This is a genomic window from Streptomyces tubercidicus (assembly GCF_027497495.1).
GTDB classification, from domain to species: Bacteria; Actinomycetota; Actinomycetes; order Streptomycetales; family Streptomycetaceae; genus Streptomyces; species Streptomyces tubercidicus.
Window position 1 is genome coordinate 7,656,502 of record NZ_CP114205.1, and the last position, 14,974, is coordinate 7,671,475.

13 protein-coding genes are annotated in these 14,974 nt (G+C 73.3%); 5 read left to right on the top strand and 8 right to left on the bottom strand.

Features of this window, described 5'->3' with window-relative positions; all coding sequences use genetic code 11:
- Positions 1-27: 27 nt before the first annotated feature.
- Together STRTU_RS33545 and STRTU_RS33550 are read right to left on the bottom strand one after the other, a co-directional pair.
- Positions 28-1,272 carry a PP2C family protein-serine/threonine phosphatase gene (locus STRTU_RS33545; protein WP_159748893.1) on the bottom strand — a complete coding sequence of 415 codons (1,245 nt, stop codon included), beginning with the start codon at positions 1,270-1,272 and terminating at the stop codon, positions 28-30.
- A gap of 9 nt (positions 1,273-1,281) precedes the next feature.
- The gene (locus tag STRTU_RS33550; RefSeq protein WP_159748895.1) at positions 1,282-1,602 is read right to left on the bottom strand and encodes a GYD domain-containing protein; all 321 of its coding nucleotides are present in this window, start codon (positions 1,600-1,602) and stop codon (positions 1,282-1,284) included.
- A 265-nt stretch (positions 1,603-1,867) separates the two neighbouring features.
- Here STRTU_RS33550 and STRTU_RS33555 point away from each other — a divergent pair, with 265 nt between their 5' ends.
- A complete protein-coding gene (locus tag STRTU_RS33555; protein ID WP_246241588.1) occupies positions 1,868-3,091 on the top strand; it encodes an MFS transporter in 1,224 nt (407 codons plus the stop codon).
- The gene (locus STRTU_RS33560) at positions 3,084-4,277 is read left to right on the top strand and encodes a sugar ABC transporter permease (protein ID WP_159748897.1); all 1,194 of its coding nucleotides are present in this window, start codon (positions 3,084-3,086) and stop codon (positions 4,275-4,277) included. The genes STRTU_RS33555 and STRTU_RS33560 overlap by 8 nt, the downstream gene beginning before the upstream one ends.
- On the opposite strand, the gene STRTU_RS33565 is transcribed toward STRTU_RS33560, so the two are convergent.
- Complete coding sequence (locus tag STRTU_RS33565) at positions 4,246-5,493, bottom strand: acyl-CoA dehydrogenase family protein (RefSeq protein WP_159748899.1); 1,248 nt, start codon at positions 5,491-5,493, stop codon at positions 4,246-4,248. The two genes, STRTU_RS33560 and STRTU_RS33565, sit on opposite strands and share 32 nt — an antisense overlap.
- 146 nt (positions 5,494-5,639) lie before the next feature.
- Between STRTU_RS33565 and STRTU_RS33570 the strand changes: the two genes are divergently transcribed.
- Positions 5,640-7,436 (top strand): CoA transferase, encoded by a 1,797-nt coding sequence (locus STRTU_RS33570; RefSeq protein WP_159748901.1) that lies wholly within the window; start codon positions 5,640-5,642, stop codon positions 7,434-7,436.
- Entirely contained in the window at positions 7,433-9,145 is a 1,713-nt protein-coding gene (locus tag STRTU_RS33575) for a class I adenylate-forming enzyme family protein (protein ID WP_159748903.1), read from the top strand. The genes STRTU_RS33570 and STRTU_RS33575 overlap by 4 nt, the downstream gene beginning before the upstream one ends.
- A 70-nt stretch (positions 9,146-9,215) precedes the next feature.
- On the opposite strand, the gene STRTU_RS33580 is transcribed toward STRTU_RS33575, so the two are convergent.
- The 5 genes from STRTU_RS33580 to STRTU_RS33600 form a co-directional block, all read right to left on the bottom strand.
- The gene (locus STRTU_RS33580) at positions 9,216-10,016 is read right to left on the bottom strand and encodes a metal ABC transporter substrate-binding protein (protein WP_159748905.1); all 801 of its coding nucleotides are present in this window, start codon (positions 10,014-10,016) and stop codon (positions 9,216-9,218) included.
- On the bottom strand, positions 9,974-10,837 hold the full coding sequence (locus STRTU_RS33585; protein WP_159748907.1) for a metal ABC transporter permease: 864 nt from the start codon (positions 10,835-10,837) through the stop codon (positions 9,974-9,976). The genes STRTU_RS33580 and STRTU_RS33585 overlap by 43 nt, the downstream gene beginning before the upstream one ends.
- Positions 10,834-11,448, bottom strand: a complete 615-nt coding sequence (locus STRTU_RS33590) for an ATP-binding cassette domain-containing protein (protein WP_159749861.1) — start codon at positions 11,446-11,448, stop codon at positions 10,834-10,836. The genes STRTU_RS33585 and STRTU_RS33590 overlap by 4 nt, the downstream gene beginning before the upstream one ends.
- 270 nt (positions 11,449-11,718) lie before the next feature.
- Positions 11,719-12,414: a sigma-70 family RNA polymerase sigma factor gene (locus STRTU_RS33595; RefSeq protein ID WP_159748909.1), complete on the bottom strand. Its 696-nt coding sequence runs from the start codon at positions 12,412-12,414 to the stop codon at positions 11,719-11,721.
- 225 nt (positions 12,415-12,639) lie between these two features.
- On the bottom strand, positions 12,640-13,398 hold the full coding sequence (locus tag STRTU_RS33600; RefSeq protein ID WP_159748912.1) for a PE-PGRS family protein: 759 nt from the start codon (positions 13,396-13,398) through the stop codon (positions 12,640-12,642).
- A gap of 289 nt (positions 13,399-13,687) precedes the next feature.
- Between STRTU_RS33600 and STRTU_RS33605 the strand changes: the two genes are divergently transcribed.
- Positions 13,688-14,842 (top strand): beta family protein, encoded by a 1,155-nt coding sequence (locus tag STRTU_RS33605; protein WP_159748914.1) that lies wholly within the window; start codon positions 13,688-13,690, stop codon positions 14,840-14,842.
- The last annotated feature ends 132 nt before the right edge of the window (positions 14,843-14,974 follow it).

Genomic DNA, 14,974 nt, shown 5'->3' on the forward strand with positions numbered 1-14,974 from the left:
CCGGTCTTCGCCGGGCACCCGCCGCACCTACAGCCGCACGATGACCAGGGCGATGTCGTCGCGGGCGCCGGCGCTGACGCCGAGGCGGGTCAGGAGGGCGTCGGCGAGGCGTTCGGGGCCGAGTCTGCTGTCGTGGGCGAGGGCGTCGGTGAGCCGGGTGAGGCCGGTGTCGATGTCCTCGTCGCGGCGTTCGATGAGGCCGTCGGTGTAGAGGACGAGGGTGTCGCCCGGCAGGTACGGGAGGTGGGCCTGGGGGCGCGGCACCTGTTCGGGGTGGGCGCCCAGGGGCGGGTCGGTGGCGCGGTCCAGGAGTTCGTGGGTGCCGTCGGCGTGCAGCAGGACGGGCGGGGGGTGGCCGGCGCTGCTGTAGGTGATCCGGCGGCCGGTGGTGTCGATCAGTGCCTGGACGGCGGTGGTGGCCAGCGCCTTGTCGACCGAGCGGGCGTACAGGCCGAGTACCTTCAGCGCCTGGGCGGGACCTTCGACGGAGCGGGCGGCCGCGCTGAGGGCGCTGCGCAGCATGCCCATGACGGCGGCGGCCTCCAGACCGTGACCGACGACATCGCCGACCGCGACGGCGAAACCGTCCTCGGGGAGGTTGACGATGTCGTACCAGTCGCCGCAGATGTTCAGGGAGCCGATGGCGGGGAGGTAGCGCACCGCGATGTCCCGGTGCCCGGCGAGGTCGGGGGAGTGGAGCATGGCCTCCTGAAGGGTGACCGCGACCTGGCGTTCACGGGCGTGGGCCCGGCGCAGTTCCTCGTTGAGGTGCTGCAACGCGCGTGCCCGGACGTACAGTTCGGCCTCCATCGCCTCCTCGCGTTCGCTCAGCTGCCCGCCGGGCACCGCACGGGCCCGGCGGGAGTGGACGAACGCTGTGACGTCCTCGACCCGGTGGATGATCCACGCCACGCTGCCGTCCGTCCCGGGGACCGGAGTGTTGATGGTCGACCACCAGCGCTCCTCGAACACCCCCGGCCGGTCCGGCACCGGGATGTCGTACCTCTGCACCGCCATCGTGTCCGGCTCCCCGGTGGACAGCACCCGGCGCAGCGAGGGATGCAGATTCTGCACCCCTTCGGCGTCGGGGTCCGCGGGGTTGTCGGGGAAGGCGTCGAAGACGTACTGCCCGAGCAGATCGTCGCGGGTCCGGCCGGTCGCCTGGAGGTACGCCTGGTTGACGTCGACGATGATCAGCTCCGGATCGAGGACCAGGCATGCGCTCGGGGTCGCGGCGAACAGCGCCGCATGATCGAGCTCCGGACTCCGCACGCCGACGGGTCAGGCGCCCGGCGGGCGGAAGCTGACCGACTTCTTCGCGGCCTCGTCGATCTCCTCGACGGTCAGCAGCGGAATCGTCTTGGAGTGCAGGGCTCCGCTGGCGCGGACGGTCATGGCGATGGCGGCCATCGACACCTGGTCGGGGAAGTCGAGGACGCAGTAGAAGTCCTCCTCCCCGTAGGCGAAGTAGATCGTCTCCAGTCTGCCGCCGCACGAGCTGACCACCTGCTCGACGGCCGCCTTGCGCCCACTGCCGCCCTCGGCGAGCAGCCCTTTCATGCCCTCGGCCGTATAGCTGGCCTGGACCAGGTACTTCGGCATCCGGCTCTCCCATACTTCAGCCCATGCGACAGCGGACCACGGTGTCGCGGTCACACGGCCACCCTCACCCACAGGGCGTGAACCGGCCACCGGAGGGCCGCCGCATGGATGAACCGGCTGCGGTCAGGACGTTGGGGACCGCGTCGTACGGGCCCTGGACGGCGCGCCGCGTACTCGTCCGCAGGCTGCCGGGAACCAGGCGTGGGGCCCGTACGACTGACTGGACCGGGGCCCGGAGGAGGGCCGGAGCTGTCGGGAGGGGCGCGTGCTGGTGAAACGTGGCAAGGAACCGGAGGCCGCCGGGCCGGACGGCGGCACCGCACGGGCGCCGGGCGGCCGGTCGCTGACCGTGCTGCTCACGACGGCCATGGCGTTCTCCATGCTTCAGCTGTTCGTGATCGGGGCGCTCGGGCCGCGTCTGGTGGGCGAGTTGGGGATCTCGCGCACGGTGCTGGGGCTGACCACTACGGCGGGCTTCGGGGCGGCGGCCCTGCTGTCGCCGATGGCGGGCCGGCTGGTGGACCGGGTGGGCCCGCGGCGCTGTCTGATCGCCCTGCTGCTGCTCACCGCGGCTTCGCTGGCGCTCATCGGCGCCGTTCCGGGGACGGGCGTACTACTGCTGGCCGTCGCCCTCGGCGGCGTACCCCAGGCGCTGGCCAACCCCGCCACCAACAAGGTGATCCTGGCCGCCTTTCCGGCCGACCGGCGGGCCGCCGTCACCGGGCTGAAGCAGTCGGGCGTGCAGTTCGGGGCGTTCGTGGCGGGACTTCCGCTGTCGCTGCTGGCGGCGGGGGTGGGCTGGCGCGGCGCGGTCTGGGCGGCGGCCGGTACGGCGGCGCTGGCCGCGCTCTGGGCCGCCCGGATCCTGCCGGCCGACCGCCCGTCGGCCGCTGCCGGCCCGTCCGCCGCCGTCCCGTCCCCGCGCGACACCTGGCGGCTGGCCGTCTTCTCCCTGCTGCTCGGCTGCGGTATCGCCTCGGTCAACACCTACCTGGCGCTGTTCGGCTCACAGCGCCTCGGGCTGACGCCGACCGCGGCGGCTGCCCTGGTGGCCGTACTGGGAGTGGCCGGTATCGGCGGACGGGTCGGCTGGTCGCGGGTGGCGGGGCGGCCGGGCCGGGCCGAGGCGCTGCCGGCGCTGCTGGCGGCCGGTGCGGTGGGCGCCGCGCTGCTGCTCGCCGCCGCGCTCCGGGCGCAGCCGCTGGTGTGGGTGGCCGCCGTCGCGGTCGGCTCGTTCGCCGTGTCGGCGAATGCCGTCTCCATGGTGCTGGTGCTGCGGAAGGCGGCCCCCGGCCGGGCCGGGAAGGACTCGGCCCTGGTGTCGGCGGGATTCTTCGCCGGGTTCGCGGTGGGACCGCCACTGTTCGGCGCGCTGGTCTCGGCGACCGGATACGGGCCGGGCTGGCTGCTGGTGGCGGCGGAGTTCGCGGCCGCGTCGGCGATCGCCGTGCCCCTGATGTTGCGTCGTACTGGAGGGCCCGATGCCTGAGACCGCCCACGACACACCATGGGCCGACCGCGCCTGGACGGCGGTGCTGGAGCGGACCGGACAGACCGCGGCCGAGGTGGGCCCGCGCTTCCCGCTGTACGCCGACCCGGAGAGCGGCACCTGGAAGTCCACCTCCAAAGGGTCCTGGACGGGCGGCTTCTGGGCCGGACTGCTCTGGCTGCGCGCCCTTGCGTCGGGCGCTCCCCAGGACCGGGCGGCCGCTGCCGCCTGCACCGGGCGGCTGGCCCACTGGGCCGACCAGGACACCGCCACCCGCGGGCTGATCTTCTGGTACGGCACCGCCCTCGCCGCGGGGCCCGGGGACGACCGCACGGCGGCCGCGCTGCGGGAGAAAGCGGCCCGGTCCTGCCTGGCGGCGTACGACCCGCAGCGGCAACTGGTGCCCTGGGGCGCGGCGTTCGGCGGACCCCGGATGCTGGCACGGGTGGACTCGGTGCCGGGACTGGTGCCGCTGCTGGCGGGCCTGGCCGCCGACGGGGAGCGCGCGGCGTACGGCCATCTGATGCGGCATCTGACGCTGAGCCGCACCGAGTGCCCACCGCGACCGGCATGGCAGGCCGGGCCGGGCGACGGCTGGACGCCCGGCGCTGAACCCGCACCGGGATGGAGCCGCACCACGCCCTGGCTGATGCTCGGCCTCGCGGATGGCCTGCACTTCCTCACGGACGGGCTGGACTCCCGTGCGGCCGGGGCCTTGTGGGAGGCGGTGGACGGGCTGACAGCGGCGCGGCTGGCCTCGGGGGACGGGTTCACCGCGCCGCGGCCGGCCCCGGGAGACCGGCTGACCGCGCCGCGACTCACCCCGACCGCCCCGCTTGTCTCACCCGTCCCGCCCACCCCGCTCATCCCACCCGCGCAAGAGACCCACCCCTCCGGCCCGGTCGACACCTCCGCGGCCGCCATCGAATCGGTGGCCCTGCTGAAGCTGGCCGCCCTGGCGCGGGCGACCGGCCGTGGCAGCGACGCCGAACGGCTGACCGCGCGGGCCCGGCAGATCCTGCACCGCCTGTGCACCGGCCATCTCTCGGACCGTGGGGCGCTGACCGACGGCTGCTATGACGCCGACCGCGCCCTCGCCCCGCGCCATGAGCTGATCTGGGGCGACTTCTTCCTGGCGCTGGGACTGGCGCTGCTCACCGGCCGGGCGGATCCGTTCGCGACGTGACGGAGTAGCCGCGCAGCACCCGGCGGGCGACGGCCGTGATGTGCAGTTCGTCGGGGCCGTCCAGCAGCCTGGCCGTGCGGCCGGTGCGGAACAGTCCGGGCAGCGCGGTGTCCGGGCCGAGCCCGGCCGCGCCGTGCACCTGGATCGCGGCGTCGGCCACCTGCTGGAGCATCCGGGCCGCCGCCACCTTGGCCAGCCCGGTCTCCAGCCGGGCGTCCTCGCCCGCGGCCAGCCGGGCCGCCGCCTCATGGACCAGCGGCCGGGTGGTACGGATGGCCAGCAGCGAGTCGAAGACCATCTGCTGGACGAGCTGACGGTCCGCCAGCGGCCCGGCCGACTGGCCCCGCGACCGGGCCCGCAGACACATCAGATCGAAGGCCCGCTCGGCCTGTCCGAGCCAGCGCAGACACCGCAGCACCCGGCCGAGCACCAGCCGTTCCCCGGCGATCCGCAGCGCCTGGCCGGGAGCGCCCACCACATGCTCCGGCGGCACGGCGACCCCGTCGAACGCGATCTCCCACTGACCGCCGGCGCCCAGTACCGGCAGCTCCCGCACCACCGTGAACCCCGGGGCGGACGCGGGCACCAGAAACAGCGACAGGCTGTCCGTGCCGGGCCCCTCGTCATCCACCCGCGCCAGCACGGTGATCAGATCGGCCTCGCCCGCACCCGAGATGAACCACTTGCGGCCGTGCAGGACCCACCCGCCCGCGATGTCCGATTCGGCCCGCGTCGCGGTCAACCCCGGGTCGGTACCGGGCGTTTCGGGCTCGGTCATCGCGTAACAGGTCCGCACCTCGCCGCCGGTGATGCGCCGCAGGAAACTCTTCCGCACGGTGTCGTCGGCATGCCGGGCGAGCATCTGCACATCGAGCAGCGGAGCCGAGCCGAGCGCGGCGGGGCCGTGGTCGCTGGCCCCTTCGGCCTCCGCGATATGGGCGTAGAGCGGAAGGCCGAGCCCCTGGCCGCCGTACTCCTCCGGCAGCGGCAGGGCCCACAGCCCCTCCCGCTTCGCCTCGGCCTGGAGCCCGCGCAGCGCGGTGCGGGCCGCGTCGCCACCCGCGTCCAGCACCGGCTCGCACGGCATCACCCGCTCCCGTACGAACGCCCGGACCCGCCCTCGCAGGGCCTCGGCTTCGGGCGGGCAGTCGGGCTGCCCGAGTCCGGCGGATCCGAGCGGCGCGTCCGCCGCCGATAGGTGCTGCCCAGGGTTCATGGCGTGCACGGTCTCCTCCACATCACCGGGAACTCGGTGAACCGACGGTCCGACTTACTGGCCGTGGAGTTGGTCGGCGCGGGACGCCGTCCGGTTCCCGGGTCTTGTGTGAACCAGGCGGCGGTCCGCCGCCGGAGAGGAGTGCCATGGGACACCCTGCCGTCATCCGCGCGTCCCGACCGCTGGAAGAGGTGACCGTCCGGGTCGAGGGCCCGTCGGCGCTCACCACGACGGCGGCCGGCCACCTGCGGGCGCTCGGTGCCACGCTGACACCGCAGACGCCCCGAGCGCACACCGGGCCCGCGACCTTCGAGGCCACGGGCGCGGCGGGCGCCGCCACCGCGTACACCGCCTGGGCCGATGTCCTGCCGGACGCGGACGCCGTCGACGAGGCCACCGTCCAGGCGGCCACCGGCATGATGCAGGTGCACGGCAGACGCGACGGCCGGCCGCGCGGTCTCGCCGTCGACTACGCCGCCACCTGTGCCTCCGTGCTCACCGTGCAGGGCCTGCTGGCCGCCCTGCTGGGCCGGGCGCGGGGCGGTGAGCACCCCGCGCAGGTCACCACCGGAGCGGACCGGGCCGCGCTGCTCACCCTCGGCCAGTACCTCGCGGCGGCGAACGCCCCGGAGGCCGAAGCCGTGCCGCTGTCGCCAGGAGGGCCGCCGTTCACCGCCGGGTGCGGTACCCGCTTCGAGCTGGAGGCGCTGGACCCCGTGCCCTGGGCCCGGTTCTGGCGGGAGCTCGGTGCGCCCGAGGAGGCGATCCGCACTGGCTGGCAGCCCTTCCAGTTCCGGTACGCCACCGCCTGCGCCCCGATACCCGAGGCCCTGCACCGGGCGGCGCGCTCCGTGCCCTGGGCGCGGGTGCAACAGGCCGCCGCAGCCTCGGGGGCAGAGGTGTGCCCCCTGCACACCCCGGCCGCACTGCCCGGAGCGACGGCCGGTACCGCACCCTGGAGCCTGACCCCCGGCACCGCAGACCGGCCCGCACAGGTCACCCCCACCACCTCCGACACAGCCCGCCCCCTCTCGGGGCTGACGGTCCTGGAAGCGGGCCGCCGTATCCAGGCCCCGCTCGCCGCCCACCTGCTCCGTCAACTAGGGGCGCAGGTCGTCCGGATCGAGCCCCCCGGCGGTGACCCGCTGCGCGGTATGCCGCCCTGCTGCGAGGACATCTCCGCCCGCTGGCTCGCGCTCAACCGGGGCAAGGACGCCGTACAGATCGATATCAAGTCCGCCGTGGGACAGACCGAGTTGCGGGAGCTGGCCTCCGGTGCCGATGTCTTCCTGCACAACTGGGCTCCGGGCAAGGCCGAACAGCTCGGCCTGGACGCCGGCCGGCTGTCGGCCGTCAACCCGGGGCTGGTGTACGCCTACACCAGCGGCTGGGCCGGCCGGCTGCCCGACGCCCCGATGGGCACCGACTTCATGGTCCAGGCCCGCACGGGCATCGGCGCGGTGGCCCGCCCCGCCGACGAACCGCCCGCGCCGTCCCTGATGACCCTCATCGACGTCCTCGGCGGACTGCTCGGCGCCGAAGCCGTGATCGCCGGGCTGCTGCTGCGCGAACGCGGCGGCCGCGGCGTACGGGTGGAGTCCTCGCTGCTGGGCGCCGCGGAAGCGCTCACCGCACCGGCGCTGCGCCGGGCGGCGGCCGGCGGGCAGCTCCGCAGCCCCGCGGGCTTCCGGCGTCCGCTGCCGACCGCCGACGGCTGGATCGCCCCCGCCGACCATTCCGCCTCCGCCGCCGCTGCCCGCGCGTCCCGGCTGACGGAGCTGACCTCGGAGCAGGCGCTCGCCGAACTCCGCGCCGACGGCTCGGCCGCCACCGCCGTGGCCACCGACCTCGGCGCGCTCCCACAGGACCGGCGCCTCAGCGGTGCCTTCACCCGTGACTCCCATGGCTCCCTCGCCGTCCCGACGCCCTGGAGGTTCGTATGACCCCTCGGATACCTGACCTGGTCCCCGGCACGCTCCGCCGCACCTGGGCGGCGGCCGGACACTGCCCCGATCTCGACCTTTACGCGCTGTTCAGGGCGCACCGGATGCGCCACCCGCACCGGACCGCCGTGATCGACGCACAGGGCGAGACCAGTTACGCCGCACTGGACACCGAGGCCCGATGTCTGGCCGCCGGCCTCGCCGAGGCCGGTATCCGTCCGGGCGATGTGGTGGGCGTCCAACTGCCCAACAGCAGAGCCGCGGTGGCCGCCGATCTCGCGCTGGCCGCCCTGGGCGCGATCGCCCTGCCCTTCCCGGTCGGGCGCGGCGGACGCGAAGCCGTGTCGCTGCTCGGCCGCTCCGGGGCCCGCGCGGTGATCGCGGCCACCGCGTACCGGGGAAGCGAGCACGCCAGGGAACTGGCGGAACTGGCGGAACGGGCAGGCGCGTTGCCCGCACTGCACACCGTGATCGCCGCCGGTCCGGGGCCGGTCCCCGCCGGGTGCCTGTCACTGGAGGAACTCACCGGCGACGGGCGGACGGGCGACGAGCGGACCGGCGACGAGGGGACCCGCGACGGGCGCACCGGCTTCGCCCCCGAGCGGCCCGATCCCGACTCAGCGGCCCGGATCCTGGTCTCCTCCGGCTCCGAGGCGGAGCCGAAGATGGTGGCGTATTCGCACAATGCGCTGGCCGGTGGCCGCGGCAACTTTCTCGCCTCGCTGCTGGCGGACGGCACTCCGCCGCGGTGCCTGTTCCTCGTCCCGCTCGCCTCGGCGTTCGGCAGCAGCGGGACCGCGGTGACCCTCGCCCGGCACGGCGGGACGCTGGTGCTGCTCGACCGTTTCACGCCCGAGGCCGCGCTGGCGGCCCTGCGCACCCATCGGCCCACCCATGTGCTGGGCGTGCCCACGATGGTCCGCATGATGGTGGAACGCTGCGGCACGGAAGGCCGTACGGCGGACGGGCCGACCGCGCTGATCCTGGGCGGCTCCGCGCTCGACCCGGCCACCCACGACGAGGCGGCCAGGGTCTTCGGCTGCCCGGTCGTCAACCTCTACGGATCGGCCGACGGCGTCAACTGCCATACCGGCCTGTCGCAGCGGCCCCCGCGCCCGGACGACGGCCCGGGGATCGCGGTGGGCCGGCCCGACCCCGCCGTCTGCGAGATCCGTATCGCGCCACCGCACGGTGCGACCTCGGACGGCACCGGGGAGATCCTCGCGCGCGGCCCGATGACTCCCCTCTGCTACGTCGGCGCCCCCGAGCTGAACATGCGCTACCGCACCGCGGACGGCTGGGTACGCACCGGCGACCTGGGGACCCTCGCCGCCGACGGCACCCTGCGGGTCGTCGGCCGCCTCAAGGACATCGTGATCCGCGGCGGCGCGAACATCAGCCCCGCAGAGGTCGAGGGCGAGCTCTCCTCCCACCCGGACGTACGGGAGGTGATCTGCGTGGGCGTGCCCGACCCGCTGATGGGGGAGCGGCTCGCGGCCTGTGTGGTGCCGAGGGCCGGCCGGGAGATCACCCTGCGGAGCCTGTGCGCCCACCTCGATACGCGGGGAGTGGAGCGCCGCAAACACCCGGAACATCTGCTGCCGGTGACCGGCGCGCTGCCCCTCACCCCCGCGGGCAAGCCCGACCGCGCCGCACTGCGGGAGCGGCTCGCTGCCACGCTCCCGGACGAGCCCGCACGGACCGGGTGACCGGTCGGCGGTGGTGGGGCGCGAGCATCAACGTCAACGTCCCACCACCGCCCGGCAGTTCAGCCCCCGCTCAGGACCCGGCGAACGCCTTCTCCATCTGCTGCGCGGCCTTGCGGTACACCGCCAGCAGATCGAGGTCCTGCCCCGGGTAGTTGGCGATGCTCAGCTGCTTGGCACCCGAGCCGGGCAGCACCGTTCCGGTGGACATGTTCTCGTTGTCCAGCACGAACTTCGGCTTCTTCGCGGACAACTTGGACAGCTGAGCAGGCGTCACCGCCTCCGGCCCGTAGGTGCCCACCATGTCCGCCCCGGCGAGCTCGGCCGCCCACGTGGTGAACATCTGCGCCGTCACCGCCGGGGCCTTGCCGCCGGGCCAGGAAGCCTTGACCTTCTTGTGCAGCGACTCCCACTCCTTGCCGAACGCGGCGTTCCACCGCGCGGCTGCCTTCTCGGTACCGAACGCCTTGCCCAGACGCGTCACATTGGCCTTCGTCTTCGACGGGGAGTTGTCCAGATTCAGCTCGGTCATCTGGGCCTTGGAGCCCGCCGCCTCCTTGATTCGGCCGGCGAAGGGCTCGAACGAGGAGTAGAGGACATGGTCGGCCTTCGCGACCTTGGCCAGATCGGACGGCTTGACGTCGTAATCGGGCGCATGCCGGATGGCGGCGGGGACGATGGAGGTGACGTTCTTCGCGCCGGCGGCCTTCGCCAGCGCCGCCTCCCACACCGTGGTGGCGACCACCACCGGTCCGGAGCCGGCCTTGTCGGCCGCGCCCTCCTCCGAGGTCGCGCCGGAGCCGCAGCCGGAGATCAGCAGCAGACCCGCGCTCAGTGCGGTGAGGGTACGGACGAGGACGCGGGTTCGCGCCATGAGGGAGTTCTCCGTTCGGGGATGAGATGAGCTGCGAGCGCGACCGCACCCGCAGTGAGGACGAGGACCGGGCCGGGCGGCAGGTCCCAGGCCAAGGAGGCAAGAAAACCGACGACGTTCACCACCAGCCCGATGCCGACCGCCCACAGCGTGATCGACACCAGGGAGCGGCCGATCCGGCGGGCGGCGAGGGCGGGCAGCAGCGTGAGCGCGTCCACCAGCAGGGCCCCGGTCAGCCGGATGGCACCCGCCACCGCGACCGCCACCAGTACCAGCAGCAGCACCGTGAGCCGCTGCACCGCCACCCCGGAGCACAGCGCCAGCTCCCGGTCGTGCAGCAGCAACGACAGCTCACGGCGCCGCCAGACGAACAGCGCGGGAAGAGCCACCGCCAGAGCGCCCAGCACCGCAAGGTCGGCGGGGCGCACCGCCAGGATCGAACCCCACAGCAGCGCGAAGGCCCCGTTCGCGTTCACCCCGGACAGCGCCAGCATCAGCAGCGCGGCGGCGATCGCCAGACTCATCAGCAGCCCCATGGCCCCCGACAGCCCGTCCGCCGTACGCGCCAGGGGCGCCACCCCGGCACCGGCCAGCGCACAGGCGACAAGCGCGCACAACACCGGTTCCAGGCCCAGCAGTTGACCCGCTGCGATACCCAGCAGCGCCACATGCATCATCGCGAAACGCACCGGCATGATGTCCAGCCCGACGATCACCACACCCACGATCGGCAGTCCCATGGCGGCGAGCAGCAGACCGGCCCCGGCACGCTGCACCGGCACGAGCTGGAGCAGGTCACCGACCTGCTGGAGCGCGCTCACCGGACCTCCCGCAGCCGGCCGGCGGCCATCTCCAGCGTCCGGTCGCAGCGCGCGGCCATCGCCCGGTCATGGGTGACCACCAGCACCGTCACCGGCAGCGTGGTGAGCACCTCGGCGGCCTCCTCCTGCCCCGCGAAGTCCAGTGCCGCCGTCGGCTCGTCGGCGAGCAGCACACCCGCCCCGGCGGCCACACACCCCACCGCCCGCGCCAGATGCATCCGCTGCAACTGCCCACCGGACAGACTGCTCAGCGGACGGTCCGCGAGCGCACCCACCCCGAGGCGCACGGCGGCACTCGCCGCCTCGGCCGGGGCGCCGCTGCTCGCCAGGAGTTCCTTCGCCAGCAGCGGGAAGCGCCCGGCAGCCGGACGCTGCGGTATCCATGCACAGGCCCGTCTGCGCCAGGCCCACTCCGCCGCGCTGCGGCAGCCCCGCCGCCCCACGAGGATCTGGCCGTCGACCTGCCGGTGCAGCCCCAGCACCGCCCGCAGCAGCGTCGTCTTGCCCGAACCGTTCGTACCGGTCAGCGCGATCCGTTCACCGGCAGCCACCTCCAGATCGACACCGCTCACGGCCTCCAGACGACCGTGCCGGCACACCACGCCACGCATCCGTACGTCGAGACCGGACGACCTGCTCTCCTGCCGTGCCGCTGGCGGCCCCGGCTGCTCCTTGCTGCGCTCCACAGCCCACTAGTCGGATCGGTTGGCTGTGGAGTTCCCGGGGAGTTCGGATTCTCTGGGTGGGTGGGTGGCGTCGGGTGCCGGGGGTGGACGGGGCGCGGGGCGACGGGGGCGGGGCAGGGCTTGCGGGGCGGGACGGCACGTCGGCCGGGTCCCGGGACGGCTGCTTCCCGGGCCCCGGCCGACGCCATGACCGCCTCAGGCAGAGGCGGCCGAAGCGGACACCTGCCACGACGCGCCGAAACCGACGGGCACGGCGTCCCGCACCTTGCCCCGCACCTCGTCCCGCTCTGCGTTCCGTTCCGTCTCCCGCGCCGCGCTGTCCGGCCCCCGCGCGGTGCTGCCCTCAGCGGAGTTCACCAGCGCAATCAGCGTCTCCCGGGCCCGCGCCACCCGGGACCGGACGGTGCCCACCGGACACCTCGCGACCGCCGCGGCCTGCGCATAGGGCATCCCGAGCAGTTGCGTCAGCACAAACGCTTCCCGCCGCGCGGGCGCCAGCGCGCCGAGCAGATCGGCCAGCACAATGCCCTCGTCGAATCCCGGCAGGAGCTCCGGCTGCGCCTGTTCCGCCATGGCCTGCCAGTCGTCGAGCGCGGCGATACGGGGCCTGGCCCGGTTGGCACGGATCCGGTCGGCGACCGTGCGCCGCGCGATCGTCAGCAGCCAGGTACGGGCCGAGGACCGGCCCTCGAAGGAGGGGAGGCCCCGGAGGGCCCGCAGATAGGTGTCCTGCACCAGGTCGTCCGCCGCCTGGAAGTCACCGCTCAAATGCGTGACATAGCGCAGCACATCGCGCCGGGTGGCCCGTACGAACTGCTCGACAGCGGCCTCGTCGCCACTGCGGCCCGCCAGCGCCCACTTGGTCACCAGGGCGTCCTCAGCCGCACGCATACGGGGCCTCCTCTCCCTTGTGCAGTTCCACGGGCAGGGGCAGGTGCGTTATCTGCGATATTCGCGAAACCGGCGTCTGAGCAGGCGTCATCATCGGAAGTCCTTCGCTGGATCCGGCCAGGGCCATGGCGACGGCGATGGCACCGGGACCGGAGATGTCGGGGCGGGCGCGGCCGGCGCGGCGTATGCGCAGTGTCCGTCCGCTGCCCGGTGGGCGCACTGCTGTCAGTGGACAGCCGGCTCCAGCGGTGGACCCCGTCGCGAGACGACATGGACCAAAAGCAGTCGCCGCAAGGCGCGATGCGGTATCCGCTCCGGTTCCCGGGCGGCCGGTGGCAGGGTCGGCAGCGCGGGCTGCAGAACGAGGCGGATACGGGGCACGAGGGCGAGGGACACCGCGCGCACCAGCCGGAAGACCGCGCGCTCACCGCCCCACATCCACCACACGCTCAGCGTCGCGATCAGCAGATGCGCCGCAAGCATGACGCCGGCGCCACCCGGCGACCCCGAATGCGAAGCGTGCCCCATGACAGCCGTCTGACCGGCCACCGACAGACCGCCGAAGTGCCCACCATGCGCCATCGCCGACATCGCTGACGGCGAACCGTCAACCAAGGCCCCCTGCACACCACTTGGCACCCGCAGCGGATGCATCGGCACACCGCCACCACACCGCAGCGATTCCCACCACAGCCTGGCCCAGGACAGTTCGCTGTGCCCGGCGTGGGCCATCGCCTGCCCGAGTGCGAAGACGGAGTGCAGCGTCGCCTGGGTGCCCACGGTCAGCGCCGCCACAATCAGCGGACCGCGTTCCCGGCCGGCAAAGCACCAGGCACCTCCCGCCGCCCCCACCGCGGCCGTGAGCAGCACCCGCCACGGCAGCACCGCCCCGGATGTCAGCACATGCCCGACAGCCGTCAGCAGCACACAGACCACCGCGAACGCGATGGCCCGCGCCCCCCTGAGTACGTATCCGGCTTCCATGGCGAGAACAGCTTGCCCCTCCCGTGCTCCGTCAGACAGAAGAGGTCCAAAGATGCTCACTTCCGGAGCGAAAACGCCTGCCGAAACGGATGGCCGACTACGGCACATCGATGGCCCGACGCGCCACCAAAGACGTACGCAACACCGGTCACCGCGCCCCCTTGGCCTGAAACGCACACTTTCGCCATCTGCTGTTCCCCTCCACCCTTCAACCAGGGGCATTGCGCAATCACGGCATTACGGCATTACGGCAACACGGCATGACCGCGGGATCGATGGGGGAGCCGCGATGGTCGAACCGAGCTATGTACCGGTGCTGCCGACAACACGGGCCGCACGGCTCGCCTTCTCTCACCTGGACGCCCGAGTCCGGCGACGCATCGCTCCCTTGTGGACGGTGGTGCCGCGCGTCGGCCCGGAACGCATACGGGGCACCCGCCCCATACCCGATCCGGACACCGACCCGGCGGGGCTGCGCAGCTGGCTCATGCCACGGATGAACTCCCTGATCGAGGTGATGGCAGACGCCCAGGGCTGGGTCGATACGGCTCATGTCGAAGGCTTGCTGGAGGCCTCGGCCACCAGCCTCTGGCAGCTCGCCACCAAGAGCAGCCTGCGGCTGGTCACCGGCCCGGAACGGGACCCGAGCCAGCAGCGCTATATCGCGGACCTCGCCTTCCTCAGCGGGCGCGGCCTCGGCCTTCGCGTCCTGCTCGACGAACCGCCGGACGAGGCCCAGGCGACGGAGCTGCGGAGCCTGGTCGAGCGGCTACGACAGCCGCCCACCCTACTGGACCTCATCCTGGACGTCGGCCCGGTCCTGGACCCGCTGCAATCCGGCAGGACGGCCCTCATCGCCCTGGACCTGCTCGCCCCGCTCCTCCCCTGGCGCACCGTGGTCCTCGCCTCGGGCGCCTTCCCCCGCACCTCTGAGGACGCCCCCACACAGCCCTTCCGCATCACGGCACGCCACGACTGGCACCTCTACCGATCGGTGCGCGCGGCCCGCCCCGACTTCCCGCGCCGGCTGACCTACGGCGACTACTCCGTCGAGCACGTATGCAGAGCCAACATCGCTCCCTCCCGACACCCCGACTCCCCGGCCTGGGGCTTGCTGCGCTACACCACCGCGGAGAGCTTCCTCCTCGCACGGGCACCCACCCGAGGCCGCAATCACGCCTTCCGGGCCCGCGCTACCGCCCGCTGGATCGTGGAGGGAGGCTCCTTCCGCGGAGTCGACGGCACGGGACTCAGCGCCGGTGGCCAGTGGCTGCACTCCTGCGCGTACGGCGACGGCCCGAGTGGTTGCGGGAGCCCCGAGAAGTCTGGCAGCAGCGGAGTTGACCGGCTGGATCAAGCACCCCAGGGACGCGGCGTCCTGGGGGTCGTCGAAGGGGTTGGCGGCACCCCGAGGGGCCGCCCCGGGGGCACTGCGACCTGGTGAATCCCCGGGCTTAGCGGGCGCACCGCAGCCCACCTGACGGGACATCAAGTGAGCGACATCACAAGATCTTTATATTCGGCAAAGCATCACCTGTCCGTTTTTGCCTGTGGTTTCGTGATACCTTCCTCCAGC

Bases quoted from the DNA above. Each gene is read 5' to 3' on its own strand.
- STRTU_RS33550 (WP_159748895.1), bottom strand. From the start codon at position 1,602: ATGCCGAAGTACCTGGTCCAGGCCAGCTATACGGCCGAGGGCATGAAA.
- STRTU_RS33560 (WP_159748897.1), top strand. From the start codon at position 3,084: ATGCCTGAGACCGCCCACGACACACCATGGGCCGACCGCGCCTGGACG.
- STRTU_RS33565 (WP_159748899.1), bottom strand. From the start codon at position 5,493: ATGAACCCTGGGCAGCACCTATCGGCGGCGGACGCGCCGCTCGGATCC.
- STRTU_RS33570 (WP_159748901.1), top strand. From the start codon at position 5,640: ATGGGACACCCTGCCGTCATCCGCGCGTCCCGACCGCTGGAAGAGGTG.
- STRTU_RS33575 (WP_159748903.1), top strand. From the start codon at position 7,433: ATGACCCCTCGGATACCTGACCTGGTCCCCGGCACGCTCCGCCGCACC.
- STRTU_RS33580 (WP_159748905.1), bottom strand. From the start codon at position 10,016: ATGGCGCGAACCCGCGTCCTCGTCCGTACCCTCACCGCACTGAGCGCG.
- STRTU_RS33590 (WP_159749861.1), bottom strand. From the start codon at position 11,448: ATGCGTGGCGTGGTGTGCCGGCACGGTCGTCTGGAGGCCGTGAGCGGT.
- STRTU_RS33595 (WP_159748909.1), bottom strand. From the start codon at position 12,414: ATGCGTGCGGCTGAGGACGCCCTGGTGACCAAGTGGGCGCTGGCGGGC.
- STRTU_RS33600 (WP_159748912.1), bottom strand. From the start codon at position 13,398: ATGGAAGCCGGATACGTACTCAGGGGGGCGCGGGCCATCGCGTTCGCG.
- STRTU_RS33605 (WP_159748914.1), top strand. From the start codon at position 13,688: ATGGTCGAACCGAGCTATGTACCGGTGCTGCCGACAACACGGGCCGCA.